At 56.0% G+C, this 18,364-nt stretch carries 14 protein-coding genes, 1 tRNA gene and 1 pseudogene; 10 read left to right on the top strand and 6 right to left on the bottom strand.

The window, feature by feature from the left end:
• The first annotated feature begins 95 nt into the window (after window positions 1-95).
• The 4 genes from AC13Q5_RS11380 to AC13Q5_RS11365 all read left to right on the top strand — a co-directional run bounded on the left by AC13Q5_RS11380 (window position 96) and on the right by AC13Q5_RS11365 (window position 5,317).
• Entirely contained in the window at window positions 96-1,433 is a 1,338-nt protein-coding gene (locus AC13Q5_RS11380) for a phenylacetate--CoA ligase family protein (protein WP_488501717.1), read from the top strand.
• An 89-nt stretch (window positions 1,434-1,522) separates the two neighbouring features.
• Window positions 1,523-3,019, top strand: coding sequence for a hypothetical protein (locus AC13Q5_RS11375; RefSeq protein ID WP_488501716.1), 1,497 nt, complete (start codon window positions 1,523-1,525; stop codon window positions 3,017-3,019).
• Window positions 3,012-4,148 (top strand): non-hydrolyzing UDP-N-acetylglucosamine 2-epimerase, encoded by a 1,137-nt coding sequence (gene wecB / locus AC13Q5_RS11370; RefSeq protein ID WP_488501715.1) that lies wholly within the window; start codon window positions 3,012-3,014, stop codon window positions 4,146-4,148. The genes AC13Q5_RS11375 and wecB overlap by 8 nt, the downstream gene beginning before the upstream one ends.
• Entirely contained in the window at window positions 4,145-5,317 is a 1,173-nt protein-coding gene (locus AC13Q5_RS11365) for a glycosyltransferase (RefSeq protein ID WP_488501714.1), read from the top strand. Before wecB ends, AC13Q5_RS11365 begins: the two co-directional genes overlap by 4 nt.
• 249 nt (window positions 5,318-5,566) lie before the next feature.
• Here AC13Q5_RS11365 and AC13Q5_RS11360 read toward each other — a convergent pair whose 3' ends face one another.
• The 3 genes from AC13Q5_RS11360 to AC13Q5_RS11350 form a co-directional block, all read right to left on the bottom strand.
• The gene (locus tag AC13Q5_RS11360) at window positions 5,567-7,477 is read right to left on the bottom strand and encodes a M10 family metallopeptidase (protein ID WP_488501713.1); all 1,911 of its coding nucleotides are present in this window, start codon (window positions 7,475-7,477) and stop codon (window positions 5,567-5,569) included.
• Window positions 7,478-7,619: 142 nt separating this feature from the next.
• Window positions 7,620-8,930, bottom strand: a complete 1,311-nt coding sequence (locus AC13Q5_RS11355) for an HlyD family type I secretion periplasmic adaptor subunit (protein ID WP_488501712.1) — start codon at window positions 8,928-8,930, stop codon at window positions 7,620-7,622.
• A complete protein-coding gene (locus tag AC13Q5_RS11350) occupies window positions 8,927-10,639 on the bottom strand; it encodes a type I secretion system permease/ATPase (protein WP_488502005.1) in 1,713 nt (570 codons plus the stop codon). The genes AC13Q5_RS11355 and AC13Q5_RS11350 overlap by 4 nt, the downstream gene beginning before the upstream one ends.
• A 781-nt stretch (window positions 10,640-11,420) precedes the next feature.
• Here AC13Q5_RS11350 and AC13Q5_RS11345 point away from each other — a divergent pair.
• Window positions 11,421-11,627: pseudogene (locus AC13Q5_RS11345) on the top strand (IS21 family transposase); the annotation flags it as partial.
• Window positions 11,628-13,589: 1,962 nt separating this feature from the next.
• Here AC13Q5_RS11345 and AC13Q5_RS11340 read toward each other — a convergent pair.
• The 3 genes from AC13Q5_RS11340 to AC13Q5_RS11330 all read right to left on the bottom strand — a co-directional run bounded on the left by AC13Q5_RS11340 (window position 13,590) and on the right by AC13Q5_RS11330 (window position 15,012).
• Window positions 13,590-13,663 (bottom strand) — tRNA-Gln (locus tag AC13Q5_RS11340).
• A 160-nt stretch (window positions 13,664-13,823) separates the two neighbouring features.
• A complete protein-coding gene (locus tag AC13Q5_RS11335) occupies window positions 13,824-14,459 on the bottom strand; it encodes an NrsF family protein (RefSeq protein ID WP_488501711.1) in 636 nt (211 codons plus the stop codon).
• On the bottom strand, window positions 14,446-15,012 hold the full coding sequence (locus AC13Q5_RS11330; protein ID WP_488501710.1) for a sigma-70 family RNA polymerase sigma factor: 567 nt from the start codon (window positions 15,010-15,012) through the stop codon (window positions 14,446-14,448). The genes AC13Q5_RS11335 and AC13Q5_RS11330 overlap by 14 nt, the downstream gene beginning before the upstream one ends.
• A 290-nt stretch (window positions 15,013-15,302) precedes the next feature.
• Here AC13Q5_RS11330 and AC13Q5_RS11325 point away from each other — a divergent pair, with 290 nt between their 5' ends.
• The 5 genes from AC13Q5_RS11325 to AC13Q5_RS11305 all read left to right on the top strand — a co-directional run bounded on the left by AC13Q5_RS11325 (window position 15,303) and on the right by AC13Q5_RS11305 (window position 18,254).
• The gene (locus AC13Q5_RS11325; protein ID WP_488501709.1) at window positions 15,303-15,569 is read left to right on the top strand and encodes a BufA1 family periplasmic bufferin-type metallophore; all 267 of its coding nucleotides are present in this window, start codon (window positions 15,303-15,305) and stop codon (window positions 15,567-15,569) included.
• Window positions 15,570-15,615: 46 nt separating this feature from the next.
• Window positions 15,616-15,900, top strand: coding sequence for a BufA1 family periplasmic bufferin-type metallophore (locus AC13Q5_RS11320; RefSeq protein WP_457878364.1), 285 nt, complete (start codon window positions 15,616-15,618; stop codon window positions 15,898-15,900).
• Between the two features lie 122 nt (window positions 15,901-16,022).
• Window positions 16,023-16,877 (top strand): MNIO family bufferin maturase, encoded by an 855-nt coding sequence (bufB, locus tag AC13Q5_RS11315; RefSeq protein ID WP_488501708.1) that lies wholly within the window; start codon window positions 16,023-16,025, stop codon window positions 16,875-16,877.
• 10 nt (window positions 16,878-16,887) lie between these two features.
• Window positions 16,888-17,643, top strand: coding sequence for an HvfC/BufC N-terminal domain-containing protein (locus tag AC13Q5_RS11310; RefSeq protein WP_488501707.1), 756 nt, complete (start codon window positions 16,888-16,890; stop codon window positions 17,641-17,643).
• 125 nt (window positions 17,644-17,768) lie between these two features.
• Entirely contained in the window at window positions 17,769-18,254 is a 486-nt protein-coding gene (locus tag AC13Q5_RS11305; protein ID WP_488501706.1) for a DoxX family protein, read from the top strand.
• The last annotated feature ends 110 nt before the right edge of the window (window positions 18,255-18,364 follow it).

Genomic DNA, 18,364 nt, shown 5'->3' with positions numbered 1-18,364 from the left:
CCCTATTTGCCGTTACCACGGCGCATTTCACGCGGAATTTCAAAGGCTGGAAGACAATGATTCTTAGCGCTCTTCGGAACAGCATTCGCGGGGCCTTGGCAACGATCATCGTCTACCCCCTCACAGAGCGCTATGAAGCTCGCGATATTCGCAGCAAAACGAGATGGGTTAGAGAAGAGATCGACCGCCCGTTTGCAGAGCGACGTGCGCGTGCGGTGGCGCGCCTTGCCGAAACAGTCGTCTTTGCGGGCGCCAAGGTGCCGTACTATCGTGATCTGTTCAGTTCGATCGGCTTCGATCCAGTGAAGGTGGCTGCGGACCCCCGATATATCGAGGATTTGCCATACCTAACGAAGGAGATCATTCGCGAACAGGGTCAAAGGCTGCTGCGCGATGATCGGGACGGCATGCGGATTCATGTGGCCAAGACCGGCGGCTCGACTGGACCGTCCGCTCATATCTATTATGATCAGGAGGCGGCCGACTGGTCTTCTGCCATCACCCAGGAAAGCCGCCGTCGCGTCGGGAACACGCACTGGCGTAGCGAGCTGCATTTCGCCTCGAAATTTCCGGAGGTATTTCCGTGGCGGGACCGCATGCGTGAGCATGTGAAGTGCTTTGCCATGAATCGCGACAATATCTTCTTCGCAACATTCGCAAGCGAGGAACTCGAACAGATATGGCGCAGAATAAAGTCGATCCGGCCACATCTGGCGCATGCCCATCCGTCAACCGCCGATCAGCTCGCAGCCCACGTCGAGGCGACCCGCGGCAAGGATAAAGGGTTCCAGATCTTCGAATCTTCCGGCGAGTTGCTCGAGGCGCGGCAGCGAGAGCGCATCGAAAGAGTGCTGCAATGCCAGGTGATTGATCGCTATGGCTTGGCGGAAGCCGGCGTGATCGCCTACCAGATCGACCCAAAGAGTTCCGATATGCGATTTTACGAGTTTTTCGCATGGCCGGAGTTGCGGACGGAAGAGGAAACAGGGTTGGCGGATATCCCTGAAGGTGCCCGCAGTGGTGAGTTGGTGATAACTCCACTTTTCAACAGGATGATGCCGCTGTTGCGTTATCGCACTGGCGACAACGCCATCCTAGCGCAGCAACCGAATGGTATTGTCATTCCCCGTATGGTTGGCCGCGTTCACGACGTGATCATGTTGGGCGGCACGCCACTCCCCACCCACTTTATCCAGGACGTGCTTGATCGCGTCGGTGGCATTCGCGAATTCCAGATTCAGATGCTCCATGGCAAACCGGTGTTTCGGCTTGTGCCAGAAGATACCGCCGACACAAATGCAATCCGGGAACGCATTGCCTCGTGGTGGTCCGACAATGTCGAGGTTGAGTTCATCACGCCAGCTGACCTAAAGCTGGTCGGCCTGCGCCAGAAATTCAGGCATTTCGTTCCAGAAGAGGCATCGGGGCAATGATCACCGTATTTGCAGGCAGACCCGATGATTCCACCACCGAGATCGTCGCAGAAGCATTCCGCCGGTCGGTAACCCGGGGTCTGGTAACAGTGGCATCCGACGATCCCGTGCCGACAATTGGGGACGGCAACGTTTATGTCTTCGTCTCGCCCCGGGTGGATCAAGCGCCCCTTGTCGATACGGCTTCTAGGTCAAACGCCAAGGTTCTTCTATTTGGTCACTTGCCCGACAAAGTCGCGTCCTTGGCGGGGCTGGCTGCGCCAGGCCCCTTGGCTTCCGGATGGGCCGATGCAGCGGCATGCCCGCCGACGCCAATCTATACCACGACGCGATCATCGGCGGAGGTCAGTTGGAACAAGCATCCCCTGGCGAATGCATCACCATTTTCGTCACGACCTTTCTTGCGGTTTGACTATGCCGACGAATGGAACAACCTAGGATACGGACGGATTACGGCCGATGGCGGGTCATGGTCTATTGCGATGACGATTGAAGCCCTCGGCGCAACGACGCTTGCGGTCGCTTCTGCACCTAATATTGCAGAAGTTCTGCCGTTCGTCACCTTGCTGGAGAACGAGACGGCGTCCATCCTCTGGTGGAATCGTCCAGTGGGTCCGGTCGACAGCGCCGAATGGGCCGTGATCGAGGCGTTCCTCGCGGATTGGCGGCACGAGGACAGGCCGTGCATTCCGGTCATTGGGGAAATTCCGCAAGGATATGACGCGGCAGTGACGATGCGCCTGGATTGCGATGAAGACATTGCGTCGGCGCGGCCATTGTTCGAACTCTACCGTTCGCGCGGCCTGCCATTCTCGGTGGCGGTCAAGACTGCTCAGGAAGACAAGGACGAGCACGTCGCGCTGATGAAGGAGGTTCTGGATGCCGGCGGTGCCGTTCTCTCGCACTCTGTGACGCATGCATCCCGTTGGGGAGGCTCCGGAGAAGCCTGCGAGATAGAAGCGCGAACCTCTTCAGACTGGCTCGAGCAGCGCCTGCCGGGCTTGACCGTACGCTATGCCGTATCGCCCTTCCATCAGAATCCCGCCTATGTGCCGGAAGCGCTGAAGCGAGCGGGGCTGCAGGGTTTCGTTGGCGGTATCATCGCCAACGATCCGGAAATGCTGATGGCCAAGGGGGGAACGATACCGGGTGACAGGTCGGGAATTGTTACGCACAGCCAACAGTGCATGTTGCATGGTGATTGTATTCTGAGGGAAGGGGATCCATTGGCGATCAACAAGCAGGCTTTCACGGTGGCGGTTGCTGCCGGAAACCTGTTCGGCTATCTCGATCATCCATTCTCGCCGCGCTATGACTACGGGTGGGGGTCTGAGGAACATCGCCTGTCGCGGCATCGTGAGTTTATCGACCATATCGAATTGGAAATGGCGGGTCGTCCGATCCTTTGGCTCAATGAAGAGGATACCTTGGACTGGATCGCGGCCAAGATGCGCCTAACGATGCGAGAAACGAATAGTGGCTTCGGACTGACGGAAGGTACTGCGGTTGGAACCCCGTCAGGTCTCGCATTCTCTGTCCGTTGGCGCGGCGCTACCCTGGCATTGGCGGATTTTGTCGATGGCTGAAATCGGCGTGCGTCATGTCATGATCATCGTAGGCACACGCCCCGAGGCAGTTAAGATGGCGCCGGTCATCAAGGCGCTCTACGCGCGGCCGGAGGCTTTTCGCTGTACGGTGGTCTCAACGGGACAACATCGTGAGATGTTGCGCCAAACATTGACCAGCTTCGGGCTTTCCGTGGATGTCGATCTAGACATCATGCAGCCCGATCAAACGCTTGCCTCGTTGACAGGAGCTGCGATCGGTGCATGCGAAAAGATCTTTCAAGCTGCAAGACCGGACGTCGTCCTTGTGCAGGGGGATACGACGACGGTTCTTTCGGCATCATTGGCTGCACATTACGCACAGATTCCAATTGCTCATGTGGAAGCGGGCCTGCGGACCTATGAACGCTACAACCCATTTCCGGAGGAAATGAACCGCAAGCTCGTTACGTCGTTGGCTACCCTGCATTTTGCGCCGACAGAACGGTCGGCACGACAATTGCGGAAAGAAGGCGTCCCTCCATCAAAGATCTTCGTCACCGGCAACACCGTCGTCGATGCGCTGGAAGAGCTTCGAGGCAAAGTGACCACCGGTGATATCTCGCCCGCCGTCAGGGAGCTGGTAGCACGAAGCCAAGGACGGTTCGTGCTCGTGACGTGCCACCGCCGGGAAAGCTTTGCGCATGACCTCAATGTCATTGTCGACGCGATCGCCACGCTGGCCAACCGCTTCCCCGATCGCACGTTCTTTTTTCCCGTGCACCTAAATCCAAATGTCCGCGCGCTGGTGATGCCAAGGCTGAATGGTATTGAGAATGTCGTGCTGGCGGATCCGGTTCCCTATGCAGATATTCTATTTTGTCTCTCGTCTGCGGAGCTGGTGATGACGGATTCGGGAGGCTTGCAGGAAGAGGCTCCCTCATTCGGCGTGCCGGTCATCGTGTTGCGCAGGACGACGGAGAGGCCAGAGGGGGTACGCGCCGGCTTCTCTCGCCTAGTGCCGATCACGCGGGAAAATATTGTCTCCCTGGCCGGTTCCTGGCTGCGGTCTGGTCGCAAGACAATGCTGGCTGGAAGACCCAATCCTTACGGACACGGCAATGCTGCGGCGCGGATCGTCGACATACTGTCGAAGGAACCGTTACCGTGACCGGTGGCGATAAACGAATGACATTCGTCATGTTTTCGACAGCTGATTGGGCAGCACCTTACTGGACGAACAAGCAGCATGTCGCCGACCGCTTGGCCAAGCGGGGCCATCAAGTCCTCTATATCGAGTCACCCGGAATTCGTGCCCCCAGAGCCAATGCGCGCGATCTGTTCCGCATATGGGATCGCCTGAAGAGAGCGTTCATTCCCCCAAAGAAAGTTGACCAAACGCTCTGGGTCTATGCACCGCTGACGATTCCATTCGGTCACAAGAGCAGGTTTGTCCGAGCTTTCAATCGATGGCTGCTTGGCTCGGCGATCCGCAAATGGCTGAAGCGCAACCGCGATGGTGATGATGTTATTGTATGGACCTATCACCCCTATATTGACGGCATCATGGATGGTTTGCCGGTGCGGTCTACTATTTACCACTGCGTCGATGACCTTGCCGCCATTCCTGGCGTGGACGCCGATACGTTTCGAAAAGCGGAAGTGACGCTTCTCAAAAGAGCGGATCGTGTCTTTACGACAAGCCCTTATCTTCAGTCTCACTGTGCGGCCGTGGCTGGAGAGCGCAGTGTCTACGAGCGCAACGTCGCCGATATCGAGCATTTTTCGCAGGCGAGGCATGCTGGAACAATCCCTGCCGAGTTGGCCAAAATTAGTGGACCGAAGCTTTGCTACACAGGAGTTTTGTCCGACTACAAGCTCGATTTCTCGCTCGTTGAACAATGCGCCATTGCTCGACCCGGCTGGAATTGGATCTTCATCGGAGACGAGCCAGAGGGCCAAAAGAGCCCAGCTGTTGGCCGCTTGAAAGAACTACCCAACGTCTATTTTTTTGGGTACCGGTCCTATGACTCTCTACCGAACTATTTGCGTGGGACAGATATTGCAGTTCTTCCTAATCTAACAACAGGTTACATGTCGGGCGTTTTCCCGATGAAGTTATATGAGTATATGGCGGCAGGGAGACCCATCATCTCTACAGCCATAGACGCGCTTGCTGATATCAAGGATCAAGTTGCCGTAGCGAGCAATCCAACGGAGTGGATTTATAACACCGAAAAATTGTTGGCCTCACCACCTGAGGCTATTGGACTGCATGATTCCAGGCTTCTAAATTTTAGCTGGGAAGCGCGACTCGATCGAATGCTTGCACTGATATGAAGAAAATGCCTGTGAGCCCCGTTGTCGCTTTCACTTACCGATTTCAATCTGAGAAAAGTTCTGTATCCCTTGCATCCCGGCGATAAGGACATTGGCGTGCAGCGCTTTAACATCTACGGTTGGACGGGTGATGTGAACTTTGATCTGTGCTGAGATACCGTAACCCGCCACAGCGCTGCACTGCGACCTGACCTCACGGCATCTGCTACTGCTCCGCACAAGTACCCGACTTCGCACCCTATGTACAGCTTAGCCGAGTATCCCATCATTTACATAGGTCCTACCCTCAAAGACGCCAAACTCCAAGTAATGCACAAGAGGGTTGATGCCGGCAGCCGCGACATCCGGGTAAAGTTTCAAATATCCCGCAGTGTCAAACTTTGCGGAGGGATCTCGCCCCTCATGCCAGCCAAACTCCAAGTAATGCTGAAACGGGTTGATTCCAGCAGCCGCTACGTCCTTGTACCTGGCCAAATATGCTGAGGTGTCAAAAAATGCGTCGGGATCTCGCCCCTCATGCCAGCCGTACTGGTTATAGTGCTGCTGTGGATCGAGATGGGCGGCCGCTACATCCGCGTTATTCTGGTAGTAGAATTGTCCATTAATTAGCAGATCATTCGCCGTGACAGCACGACCCTCATACATACCGAAATGCAAATAATGCTCAAGCGGATCAATCTTTGCTGCGGCGACATCTGGATTGATCCGCAGATATTCCTTCGTATGGAACCGGTCAGAGGGATCTCGCCCTTCCTTCCATCCGAATTGATCATAATGCTGTAGGGGGTCGATTCCGGAAGCCGCAACATCATGATATTTCGCCAAATATTCGGACGTACTAAAGAAACTGTTCGGATCACGCCCTTCCTTCCAACCATACTGATCATAGTGCTGGTCCGCATCAATGCCTGCGTTGAGAACATCACGATTGTGGGTGTAATAGAACATATCATCGACTAAGCTGTCACTTTGAACAACCGCTCTGTCCGAAAACTGTAGTTTCTCAATCGAAACCAAGCTTTCCACCGCTCCGCCGCCCTTGACTATCATTGCGCGGTAACCGTAGTCGACCGTCGCCTGTGCTAGGCTAAAGTCAAAGACGGCCGTGTCAAAACCAGCTCCGCCGTCTAGCCAGTCGTTACCGGTGCCACCCTTTAGTGTATTGTTTGCGGCATTGCCGATAATCGTATCGTTGCCGGATCCGCCAATTGCATTTTCGATCAATGAGCGGCTATCGCCGTGATACTGAAGGGCATTATAGACATTGCCGTGTGCGAAGTTGCCATCCCCGAGGTAGGCGCTTTGTGCAGCGGACATCAATGACCAGCTGCCCGGTCTCAAATCTATAGACAGATTTGTTGTGTAGTTTGAGAAATCATAGGTATCGTTCCCGCCACCATCCCAAATGGTGAGAAAAATGCGATTGTCGCCAGGCTTTCCCTGCCCCACGCCATCAATGAACATTTCACCGGTCGTGGGTGAAAAGGTGTAAGTCGTGTCTCCGGAATGCGTCGTGAAATTTGCACCGTACAACTTCTGGATGGCTGCGATATCATACATCATCAACGACTGAGCAAAGCCGAAATCTTCGTTTGTGTAACCAAAGCTCGTCGATGCCGCAAAATAGGAGCGGTAGCTCATGACAGTGAATTCCATGCTGTCATGCCAAATACTCATCGTCGAGGAATTATAAAGCGAAGGCTGAAAAGAATGCTTGAGGCCGAGTGCATGTCCGATTTCGTGGAGAGTGGAGACCCAGGCATAATTGCCTTTAATCGGATCAGTCATCGCACTTGTGCCGGTCTGCGTACCAAACCAAACGTCGCCACCAAGATCAGAATTCGATGGAAAATACGTATAGGCGGTATCTTGCGCCTCATCCGACATACCAAACCGAATTGTGGCACTTCCCGCATCGGCTTTTTCGTTGAAGGAAAGATTCGAGACGGCGGCGTATTGTGCCAACGCGGAATTCACCGCAGCCTGCATGGTGACATTGAGTGGCTGAAACGTCAGCTGTTCCCCGGTGCTATAGCTGCCATACTGCGCGCCACTCGTCGGGAATGAAAAATCGAGTGAAGTTTGCGCCCAATACCGCCCGTAGATCAAGTCATCGGCATCGTCTCCAAAAACCGACACCGGATAGGTGATTGTTAGCATTCAATAGATCTCCGAGAGCAAGACGACTTTAACGACCCATTTTCACTGAGCTGAATAAACGAGGAAAGGAAAGTCTGCAAGTATGAGTAGCATCATCTTTGCCACAATCCTTGATTTCCGGACGCCATCCATTTCCACATCGTTACTGTTCTTTAAACGCGCGAACCACCTGATCGGACAACGGTTTTGCCAAATAGGCCAACATCGTTCGCTGATCCGTCTGGACGAATGCCTCCACCGGCATCCCTGCCATCGGCGTCAGATTCCCGAGCCGTGCCCATTCGACCTCCGGTATAGTAACCCTTATATCATAGTAGCTCTGCCCGGTGCGTTGATCAGTTGTCAGGTCGGCCCCGATGCTCGTTATTCGGCCCGTCAATCCCGGCGTAGTGCGTTGATTGAAAGCCGAAAACCGAACCATCACCTCCTGCCCGACCGCCACTTGGTCGATATCCCGTGGCGATAGCTTAAGTTCCGGCGTCAGCGCATCCTTGTCGGGCACGATCTGCATGATCGCCTCACCAGGCGTAACGACCGTTCCGGTAGCGTGAACGACAAGCTGATGAACGATCCCTTCCTGAGGTGCGCGAATATCGATATGTTTCAACTCATCTTCGGCGGCAACAAGCCGCTCGGAATATTCGCCGATATCACTTTCGGCTTGGCGTAATTGGTCCGAGATCTCGGTTCTTTGATCATCATCGACTTGAATAATCTGCAATTGAGTTTCGGCGACTTTTCCATTGGTTTGAGCCGCGGAGGCGATCAAGCTCCCAAGCTGGCCAGTGAGGTCCGCAGCATCACGCCGTAAGCTATAGACCCGTGTTGCGGGAATGATACCCTGGTCAAGCAATGGCTGAAGACTGGCGAGTTCGGTATTTATGATATCGATCGCCTGTCGTTTGCCTTCCTGCTGAGCGCCCAGGCCATCCGCCTCCTTCGAAAGCTGACGGACCCGTTCGGCCAATTGCGCCTTGCGGCCTGTCCTGGATGAGCGCCGATCTTCAAACAGCCGCCGTTCTCCATCAAGTATCGCCGCTACTTCGGCTATACCTTGCTCGTTTAGAAGGTCCTCTGGAAAAGTGATTGATTCTTTCGCATCTCGTTCTGCCGAGAGCCGAGCTACGCGCGCCGAAAGTTCCTTCAGACGCTTCGAAATGATGGCACGATTGGCACGGGCCTGCGTATCGTCGAGATGCACGAGTATTTGGCCAGCTGCAACGAGATCGCCGTTTTTGACGAATACCTGGCCAACAGTACCGCCCTTTTGGTGCTGGATGGGCTTGACATAGCTGTCAACAACCAACGTGCCAGTGGCGATAACGGCACCCTGAAGACGAAGGGTGGCTGCCAACCCTCCCAAAACGCCAACGAGAAGCACAACGGCGGCGAGCGCAACCAGCGTCAGGCGGCGGACGGCGCGTTCAGCAAGCGGCGTAAGAGCGCCGTTCATTGTGCCATCTCCTCACCGCCGATAATCAGCCGGACGGGTTGAGGCCCCGGGGGTCCGGGTTGCGTTGTCCTCCTGAGAACCTCATCTTTCGGTCCGAAAGCCTGCATTTGGCCATTCGTCAACACGAGAACCTTGTCGACCGCAGCAAGCGCGCTGGGACGATGCGCAACGACGATGACGATGCCTCCACGGGCCTTCACGCTCAAGATCGCTCGCGATAGCGCCAGCTCTCCATCAGCGTCGAGATTCGAATTCGGCTCGTCGAGAATGATCAGGAACGGCTCGCCATAGAGCGCGCGGGCCAGCGCAATGCGCTGCCGCTGCCCGCCCGACAAGGCGGCCCCTTGCTCGCCAATCTTCGTTTCAAAACCTTGGGGAAATTGCAGGATCATATCGTATATGCCCGCCGTCTTCGCAGCAGCAATGATCTTGTCCGATGTCGAATCCGGATCAAACCTGGCAATGTTTTCGGCGATAGTTCCGCCAAACAATGCGACATCCTGCGGCAGGTACCCGATATGTTTACCAAGGGCATGCGGATCCCATTGCGACAGCGCTGCTCCATCCAAGCGAACCGTTCCTCCAACCGGTGGCCAAAGGCCGACGAGCCCCCGCGCGAGTGTGGATTTGCCAGATGCGCTTGGGCCGATCACACCAACTGAATCCCCCGCCTGGAGCTCTATCGATATGTTTCGTACGATCGAGTTCTTGGACCCCGGCGCCGCAAGGTGCAGATTTTCCACTTTCAAGGTTTTCTCCGGCTTCGGCAAAGCGACCTCTCGCCCATCGACGGATATCAAGTCGGCGAGCCTAGTCAGACGCGACCAGCTATCTCTGGCGGCGACAAAGCTCTTCCACTGGCTGATTGCCAATTCGACCGGAGCCAATGCTCGGCTGAGGAGAATGGAACTCGCAATCATGATGCCACCCGAAGCTTCCTGACGAATGACGAGGATCGCGCCAACGGCAAGCACGACTGATTGCAGCATCATCCGCAAAATCTTCGAAATAGTCCCGAGGGTAACGGTTACGTTTGACAAGCGTAAATGATTGCCCAGATAGCGGCTATCGATCTCATCCCACTTCGTGCCAAGCATATGGCCGAAGCCCATCGCAAGCACAGCTTCGGAGTTTCTACGCGTTGCTTCCGCCAGCGCCATACGCTCCGAAATGATCTTGGCTGCCTCTTTTGCGGGTTCGCGAGATAACCGTTCGGTGAGGATTGTAAGTCCGACGAGTATCAATGCACCGGCAAGCGCCGTGACTCCTATCCAGACATGAAAAAGGAAACACAAACCAAGATAAAAAGGCATCCAGGGAATATCAAATAGAGCGGTTGGCCCCGGCCCGGAAAGAAAAGAGCGTACGACGTCAAGATCCCGTACAGGCTGGAGACCATCTCCGTGCATCTGCATGCGCGCGGGAAACAGGACAAGCGAATCATAGACTCTTGCTCCAAAACGCTCATCGACTGAGAGTCCTAAACGCACCAAGAGCATTGAGCGGACCACCTCTAGAAATCCTTGGAAGGCATAGAGCGTCGCTGCAATGATACTAAGGCCGACGAGAGTCGGCAGACTACGCGCCGGGATCACCCGGTCGTAGACCTGCAACATGAAAAACGAGCCAGTTAATGCAAGAATGTTGACCAGGGCGCTGGTCGCCCCGATACCCAGGAAAGCCATTTTCAGCGACGATAGCACCGCCATCAGAAATGATCGCGGCGGCTTAATTGCGTTATCGAACACGTCTAAATTCCCCGCGCGCTGTTGCCGAGAGAATGTAAGCCGCCCGACCGAAAAATTGCTGCAGCCAAACGGTCTAATAAAAATGAGTTATTCGCGTCCTTGAACATAAAGGATACATACCTTCTCCGGTCACTGATATATTTCAGCCTCGCCCAACTTACTTCAACAATTGACGTGCGGAGCGTCGGGCGGGCCAATCGGCTCAGGGCAAAACGAGCCACTGGGTGATCGATGAATGTGTTATAAAACGCTGTACCGGCTGCTTCATGCTGCATCAACGGCTGATCGTTATTCTACAACGGAATCCAGTTTTCACCGCACTGTCCGATTTAGCACCAAAACTTTAAAGATTGTTGATTGCTCTAAGAACTGCCCCAGGGGGTGGCGTCGAGAATTGACTCGTCCTTAGGTATTGTGCGTGTTGGTTGTCCTGGTCAAGTTCTTTCGCCTCTTCCTCGTCGTTCTGGGCTAATTCGCTGTGATGTTCATAGAAAAAGCTATCCTTCCGGTCTCAAGGATATATCGGTGACAGGTGAAACGACCCAGCAACGCGGTGGTCATCCTGACTGCACGGCGACAAACAAGGTGAGACTCATCGTCAATCAGGATGAGACTCGGCGGCGGGGGTGTGACGAAGGGAGGGCGTACCGGAGTTACACCCGCCGCGGCGCAATTTTTCGGCGTCTCATGATCGCGGTCAGCCCGCTACGGTGGCGGTTTTCTGGAATGGAGAACCACCTTTGTGCCGGGTCGCCATGTAACCGATCATCAGACGAGATTATTCATGAAGTATCGACAAACGCATTCTGTTGAGGTCGCTGCCGCAAAGGCGTCGATCAGCCGGGCGACGGCTTTCCGTATCGAGAAGAAGCAGCGCCTCCCGTCACAAACCAAGCCGCCGCGGGGCCAGCGCCGGCCCGATCCGCTTGAGCATATCTTTGATGCGGAGTGTTTCATGCAGAACTGAGCCGGTTATAGAGTGAACCCCTGGGGCGGGACCACGTGAGACCGAAAACTGATACGCTCTGTGGGCCTCAATCGGAGATGGCTCATGAAATCCCGAGGACCATATCGGCGGCACTCGACGCCGTTCAAGTTGCAGCTTTGCCAGCATATTCGAAACGGTGTAATCGGATGGCAAGATGCGTAACGCACTTACGGTGTCTCAGCCAACCTCATCCAGTTGCGGCTGACACAGTTCGATCACGGCGAACTCAGCAACTGCAATAGTAGCCGCCAGCCCCAAATACCATAGTGATAAAAGCATTTCTCGGCGAAGACACAGTCGTTGTTCCGAGGATGTCAATACTTAGACATCATACCGTTCGTACTTGTTGCGAAATGGAGCCTCAAGGTCGTCTTCGAGACTGCTACGGTAGCGGCTTATAAGGGCCAACTTTGCATGGGTGAAAACTGGGCGAAAGACGGAGAGTGCCAGCGAAAAGAGGAGACGCAATCGCGTCGAGGCCTTCATAAAAGCACGCCTTGCAGGTCCCGGCTCCGAGTCATCACCCAAAAGGAAGAGCGACAAGATCGATGCAGCCACTAAGACGAGGGCCAAAATAAGAAGGATCATTTCAATCTGCCCTTGTTGTTTAAATAGGTGCATCCCACGACGGCTGTGTTTCGAATGCGCCTATATAAGCGCAATTGGAGACTATATTGTAGTTCAAGTTGGTTGCGAGAGCAAATTCAAGCGAAACTCACGAAAGATTTGATTGGCGGGCGATAGCCACCTCTATGCGACGTGGTGAACTCCAGGAGCTCGGCGCGGACCGACCATCATACAAGCGGGGTCGGCAGTGGGGGTGTCGTTGTGCCCATGCGGGAAGAGGTTGTGCCGCCCCGGAAAAGTAGCTTAGCATTATAGTTGCATATTTCTTGATAGTCTTGAATCCATAGATCACCATGATTCAGAGGTTATGAAGGATGACGGGCGCATTAATCGAGACGCCGCTTCTTTCGAGGTAATTTTCACCACACGCACCAACACTCACCGTAAAGATTGTTCCTGGCAACTATAGAAATTACTCAAAGTTGCACCTCACCTACAGCAATTTGGCAGACTGCGCATTTTGGAGATCAGAGCCAAAATATAGCGACAATCAGGATTATGCACGTAAGCACCACAGCAACAACTGCCAGGGCGCTTTTCCATTCCTGTTCGATATATAAAAAATCCTCGTCCATCGCATCCGTCTCTGCCCGAGCGTTGGTAAGAGTATGTCCTCAAATTCACACACGAGTCGAGTAAATAATTCGCCTCACAGCCGGGAGGGGATACAGAGTAAGCTGGCTGGAATTTCGCCCAGCTAGGCAGAGCGTTTAAAACGTCGCTCGATCTTTCAGCTTGGAATAGTCATCCCACCGATGCTCATAGCAGTGGCATAGCGTTTCGCCCGCGCCAATATCTTATCCGAAGCCGCCCCATCTCTTTCAGCCTGGATTCTGTGACCGTTGATCGAGTCGGACGATATCCCTCAGGTGTCCAAGCTCTTCAAACACCAGGTTCAGATCGCCTCTTGCACCGCCACCGAGCGGGGGCGCGATGTTTTCCGTGAAGTTCTGCAATGTCTTCATAGAATAAGCAAAGCGCGTCGCTTGCGGGGTGCCGACTGCTTCAGCCTCAGCCTGGAGATCGAGCGCGACACTACCGCACTTTTCCGATAAAACCCTCCACATCGCACATGATTGATGCTAGGCCACCGAGCAAATGGGCCATCAGCAGGTCGTGCATCACGCAACGACCATCTAGCTCGGCTACTCGCTTTCCATCGTGGTTCGATATGACCGCTAACCCTGATGTTTAGGGCAGGAACCCATCCCTATTGCAGGCATCAGGTCACCATTGACGCCAATCAATCTCTGAGACGACTGGCAAATCAACAAATTGACGCTATTTACAGAAAATTGGCTGGGGAACCTGGACTCGAACCAAGATTAACGGAGTCAGAGTCCGTCGTTCTACCATTGAACTATTCCCCAACGACCGCCAGGCGATAAACCCCTTCGCGGTGAAGGCTGGGCCTCTATAATAGAATTCGTCGCAGATGCAAATAGTTTAACGCAGGCAAATGCATTTTTTTGGCGGAGCACCGTCGATGCACAAGATGATGGCCCTCGTGGAAGTTCAGGATTGATTATTTCACCAGCGCAACAGGCGCTTGCCGAGGACATAGCCGACTGCCGTCACCATGGCGATGGCGATCGGATACCAAAGGAGCACGAAGAGCGGGCTGTCGTCTGTGCAGTTAGAGGCATAGAAGGTCGCAGCGATGCCACTGGCGGCAAGGCCGGCGACGGCGCCGGCCGCGCCCGGCTTTTCCGGCGCGCCATGCCGCAGGGCGAAAAGGAAGCAGGCAAGCGGCCCGATCGACAGCAGCGGGATCAGTGTCAGGCAGAAGCGGGCATTGTGACCGATCATCCGCGCGCTCCAGCTGTCAGCCGGCATGACGGCCATTTCGGCGGCGGCTGCGGCAAGCAGCAAGATAGGCGCCAAGAACAGCGTCCAGCCCCACAGGCGCAGCGATGCGCCCGGCCGCCCGATGCGGAAGACGACGGCGCACGCCGTTGTGGCGAGCGCGATGGTCACGACGAACTTGAACAGGAAACGGACGGTCTCCATCGCTGTATCGATATCGGCTCGAAACCCGATCATGGCGAAGAAGATACCGCCGCTGATCAGGATGCCCGCGACGACCGCCAGGGTCAGGACCTTGCCGATCCGCGTGCGGACCGGCGCGTCCTGCGCCAGAAGATTGATGAGGTCATCGGTTTTCACTGGTCTCACTCCGATAGAGCGCCGCTAGCGCCTTCAACGCGCGGTGCAGCGCCACGCGCACTGCCCCTTCCGTCATCTTCAGCCGGTCCGCCGTTTCCCGCACGCTAGCGCCTTCGACAGAAATCGAGCGCACGATCGTCTTTCCCGGATCCTTCAACTGTTCCAGCATACGATCGACATCGAGCCGGTCCAAGGAGTCGGTATGCTCTTCCGCCTCCAGAAAATCGATCACGTCGTCGATCGGTACGCTCACATGCCGCCCACGCCGCCTCAGGCTGTCGATCAGCTTGTTGCGTACGATCGTCGACAGCCAGGGGCCGATCGGACGCGATGAATCCCATGTGCCGCGCTTCAGATGGACGGCCAGCAGCACCTCTTGCACCACATCCTCGGCCTCGCTTACCGGCGCGCCCAGCTGATCGCAGCGTCTTTTCGCCATGGCGCGCAGACGCGGCGTCACTGCGGTGAGGAAACGGTGGTAGGCGTGCGCATCGCCGCCAATGGCGGCACGCATCCAGACTGCCCATTCCTCTTCGCGCGCCGAATGATTCATCCGACATCTCCTCTACGCGGGACCGCAGGCTTTCGTTACCGGCAACGGCACTTATTTTTCAAGTCCTTTCGTCTCCACGGTAGGTTCTCCGCCAGACTCGTCTGCTGCCCATGCACATATGAGCTTCATCACATACCTCCCCGGCTTGGCTACCGTAGCAGATAGCCGGCGCAGTATGATTGGGCACTGTCGCAAAAAATATTTCGATGCGGCTGTAACATCCGGTCGAGACGCTCCGTAGACCTCGATGCAAGCCAATGACGGCTCGCATCCATCTAGGAGACAGATCTATGAAGAACAGCATCATCACCCTGGCTATCGCAGGCTCGATTGCATCGGCACTTGCATCCGTCGCCGCCCCCGCATCGGCGGCCGATACCAAGGAAAAATGCTACGGCGTTGCTCTCAAGGGCCAGAACGATTGCGCCGCCGGCAAACATGATTGCGCCGGCAAATCGACCATGAGCTATGATAAGATGTCCTTCAAGCTTGTTCCGACGGGCACCTGCACCTCCATGAAGACCCCGAAGGGCAACGGCTCGCTGACGCCGGCCTGATCGGGAACCGGATCGATTGTCAACCATCGCTCGTAAGGAGTTTGCCATGAACAAGATGTCCGCATTCGCCCTGGCCGCATCGGTCGCAACCGCAGTGACGCTGGTTGCCGGCGCAACGACCACCTCGGCCGCAGACGCCAAGGAAAAATGCTACGGCGTCGCCCTCAAGGGCCAGAATGATTGCGCCGCCGGCCCCGGCACGACCTGCGCCGGCACCTCGAAGGTCGATTACCAGCGGAACTCGTGGAAGCTGGTTCCCGGAGGAACCTGCGAGACGATCAAGACACCGAATGGTCACGGCACCCTGATGCAGGGTCCGGCCCCGGTCTGACCCCGATCAGACGAGGCAGCGCAAACGCGTGGGCGGCGCAGCCTTTTACAGGCGCCGCCCGCCTTTTGAACGCAAGACCGCTTCGCAACTTTGCTGGAATTGTTCTCATCCGGAGGCCCGCAATGAACCCGTCAGAACTTCCCCGCCGCGCCGGCGTCGGCTTCAAGCCCGAGCATTTTTCCGCGATCAATGGCGCTACACAGCCGATCGGCTTCTTCGAAGTCCATGCCGAAAACTATATGGGCGCCGGCGGTCCGCCGCATGCGCAGCTCGGCAGGCTCCGTCAAGATTATGCGCTATCCATCCACGGCGTCGGCCTTTCCATCGGCTCGATGCAGCCGCTGGACAAGGAGCATCTTGCTCGCCTGAAGATCGTCTGCGATCGCTACGAACCTGAAAGCTTCTCGGAACACCTCGCCTGGTCGACCCACGACACGACCTTTCTCAACGATCTTTTGCCCCTGCCCTACACCGAGGCTACACTCAAGCAGGTCTGCACCCATATCGATCAGGTGCAGACAATCCTCGGCCGCCAGATGTTGCTCGAGAATCCGGCTACCTACCTGCTCTTCGAAGAGAGCACGATCGAGGAAACGGATTTTCTGGCCGAAGTCGCCCGACGCACCGGCTGCGGCCTGCTGCTCGACGTCAATAACGTCTTCGTCGCCGCCACCAATCACCACCTGGACCCGCAGGCCTATCTCAAGCGCTTCCCGGTGCAATGGGTGCGAGAGATCCATTTAAGCGGCCATTCGGAGACCATCGACGATGCCGGTGCGCCACTTTTGATCGATAGCCACGATACGCCGGTGAAGGACCCCGTCTGGGCGCTTTATGAAGAGCTGATCGGCCGCACCGGACCGATCGCCAGCCTGGTCGAATGGGATAACGACGTGCCGAAATGGCCGGTTTTGCGTGCAGAGGCAGAAGCTGCCGACACCCTTTTGAAACGCGCCTCCGCACGTCGGGCAGCCTGAGGAGAGAATGATGTCTCTCACCACGCAAAGCGAATTCGCCGCGGCACTTATCGATCCCGGCCTCGCCGTGCCCGAGGGGCTGACTGCCTGGAATGGCCCAAAGCCCACACGACGCTTCGGCGTTTATCGCAACAATGTCGCCGTCGGCTTGATCGGCGCGCTCGCCTCGCGCTTTCCGGCTGCGGAAAGGATCGTCGGCGAGGAATTCTTCGCCGCCATGGCGCATGAATTTATCCAGCTGCACCCGCCGCGATCGCCGCTGCTGCTTGCCTATGGTGATGATTTCCCCGATTTCGTCGAGAGTTTCGAGCCGGCGCGTGAAATCCCCTATCTGGCTGACGTCATGCGACTGGAGACGCTACGAGGACGGGCCTATCACGCCGCGGATGCTCTGCCGCTCGATACGGCTCTCCTGGCAACCATCGAGCCTGCCGGCCTGGCGGAGCTGGCTTTCGTGCCGCATCCTTCCGCCTCGATTATGCGTTCTGCCCATCCGGCCGTCACTATCTGGGCGATGAACACCGGCGAAATCGAGCTTGCCGATATTGCCGATTGGACAGGCGAGGATGCTCTCGTCATCCGCCCGCAGATGATCGTTGAGGTGCATCGCCTGCCGCCGGGGGGCGCAGCCTTTCTGGAGCAGCTGTTTGCCGGCGCAGCACTTGGCCGGGCCTATGAAACGGCACTTGCCGACGCCGCCAATTTCGATCTTTCCCCCAACCTCGCCGGCGCGTTCACGGCAGGCGCTTTCGCGGCCATTCGCTGAACGCTGGAGCCGGATGACTTTAGGTCGAAGCGACGTGAAATCCGAATCCGCTCTAACATCACAGAAACAGAGCATGATGCCAAAATCCCTCCGCGCTTCGGCATCACGCTCCAGGGAGAACCGACATGCAGAACCAGTTGATGACGGCCGCCCCGGCCGAACGCGAAACCATGCCCCAAAGGCTCTACGGCGCCCTGAAGCTTCTCGACCGCATTCCACATGATATGATCGCGCTCATTGCGCGGCTATCGATCGCCGCCGTCTTCTGGCAGTCCGGCCAGACAAAGGTGGACGGCTGGCATGTGACGGACAATGCCGTCTATCTCTTTCAGACGGAATACAAGCTACCGCTGATCGATCCCTGGATCGCCGCGCATATTGCCGCCTTCAGCGAGCACTTCTTCCCATTTCTGCTGGTGATCGGTTTCGCAAGCCGGCTCTCGGCGCTGGCGCTCCTCGGCATGACTGTTGTCATCGAGATCTTCGTCTATCCCGATGCTTGGCCAACGCATGGCACATGGGCAACCTGCTTTCTGGTGATCATAGCAGGAGGACCCGGCCGCATCGCGCTTGACCATCTGATTGCCAAGCGTTTTACGCGCTCGGCCTGACGTCGATCAGACGGGAGCGCCATTTACAATTGGCGCTCCGTGATACCAGCTGAATGCGCCCTTTATTTTGCGCATGTCATTTGTCGCAAAATTGTTGTGCGCTTTTGCGC

The sequence above is a fragment of the Martinezella sp. CNPSo 3964 genome (assembly GCF_057784375.1).
The sequence above is the reverse complement of the archived record's forward strand: the minus strand, read 5'-3'. Positions and strand labels throughout refer to the sequence as shown.

Excerpts from the sequence above, each read along its gene's own strand:
- bufB (WP_488501708.1), top strand. The coding sequence starts at position 16,023 with ATGAACCCGTCAGAACTTCCCCGCCGCGCCGGCGTCGGCTTCAAGCCC.
- AC13Q5_RS11330 (WP_488501710.1), bottom strand. The coding sequence starts at position 15,012 with ATGAATCATTCGGCGCGCGAAGAGGAATGGGCAGTCTGGATGCGTGCC.
- AC13Q5_RS11320 (WP_457878364.1), top strand. The coding sequence starts at position 15,616 with ATGAACAAGATGTCCGCATTCGCCCTGGCCGCATCGGTCGCAACCGCA.
- AC13Q5_RS11305 (WP_488501706.1), top strand. The coding sequence starts at position 17,769 with ATGCAGAACCAGTTGATGACGGCCGCCCCGGCCGAACGCGAAACCATG.
- AC13Q5_RS11355 (WP_488501712.1), bottom strand. The coding sequence starts at position 8,930 with ATGAACGGCGCTCTTACGCCGCTTGCTGAACGCGCCGTCCGCCGCCTG.
- wecB (WP_488501715.1), top strand. The coding sequence starts at position 3,012 with ATGGCTGAAATCGGCGTGCGTCATGTCATGATCATCGTAGGCACACGC.
- AC13Q5_RS11360 (WP_488501713.1), bottom strand. The coding sequence starts at position 7,477 with ATGCTAACAATCACCTATCCGGTGTCGGTTTTTGGAGACGATGCCGAT.
- AC13Q5_RS11350 (WP_488502005.1), bottom strand. The coding sequence starts at position 10,639 with ATGGCGGTGCTATCGTCGCTGAAAATGGCTTTCCTGGGTATCGGGGCG.
- AC13Q5_RS11325 (WP_488501709.1), top strand. The coding sequence starts at position 15,303 with ATGAAGAACAGCATCATCACCCTGGCTATCGCAGGCTCGATTGCATCG.
- AC13Q5_RS11310 (WP_488501707.1), top strand. The coding sequence starts at position 16,888 with ATGTCTCTCACCACGCAAAGCGAATTCGCCGCGGCACTTATCGATCCC.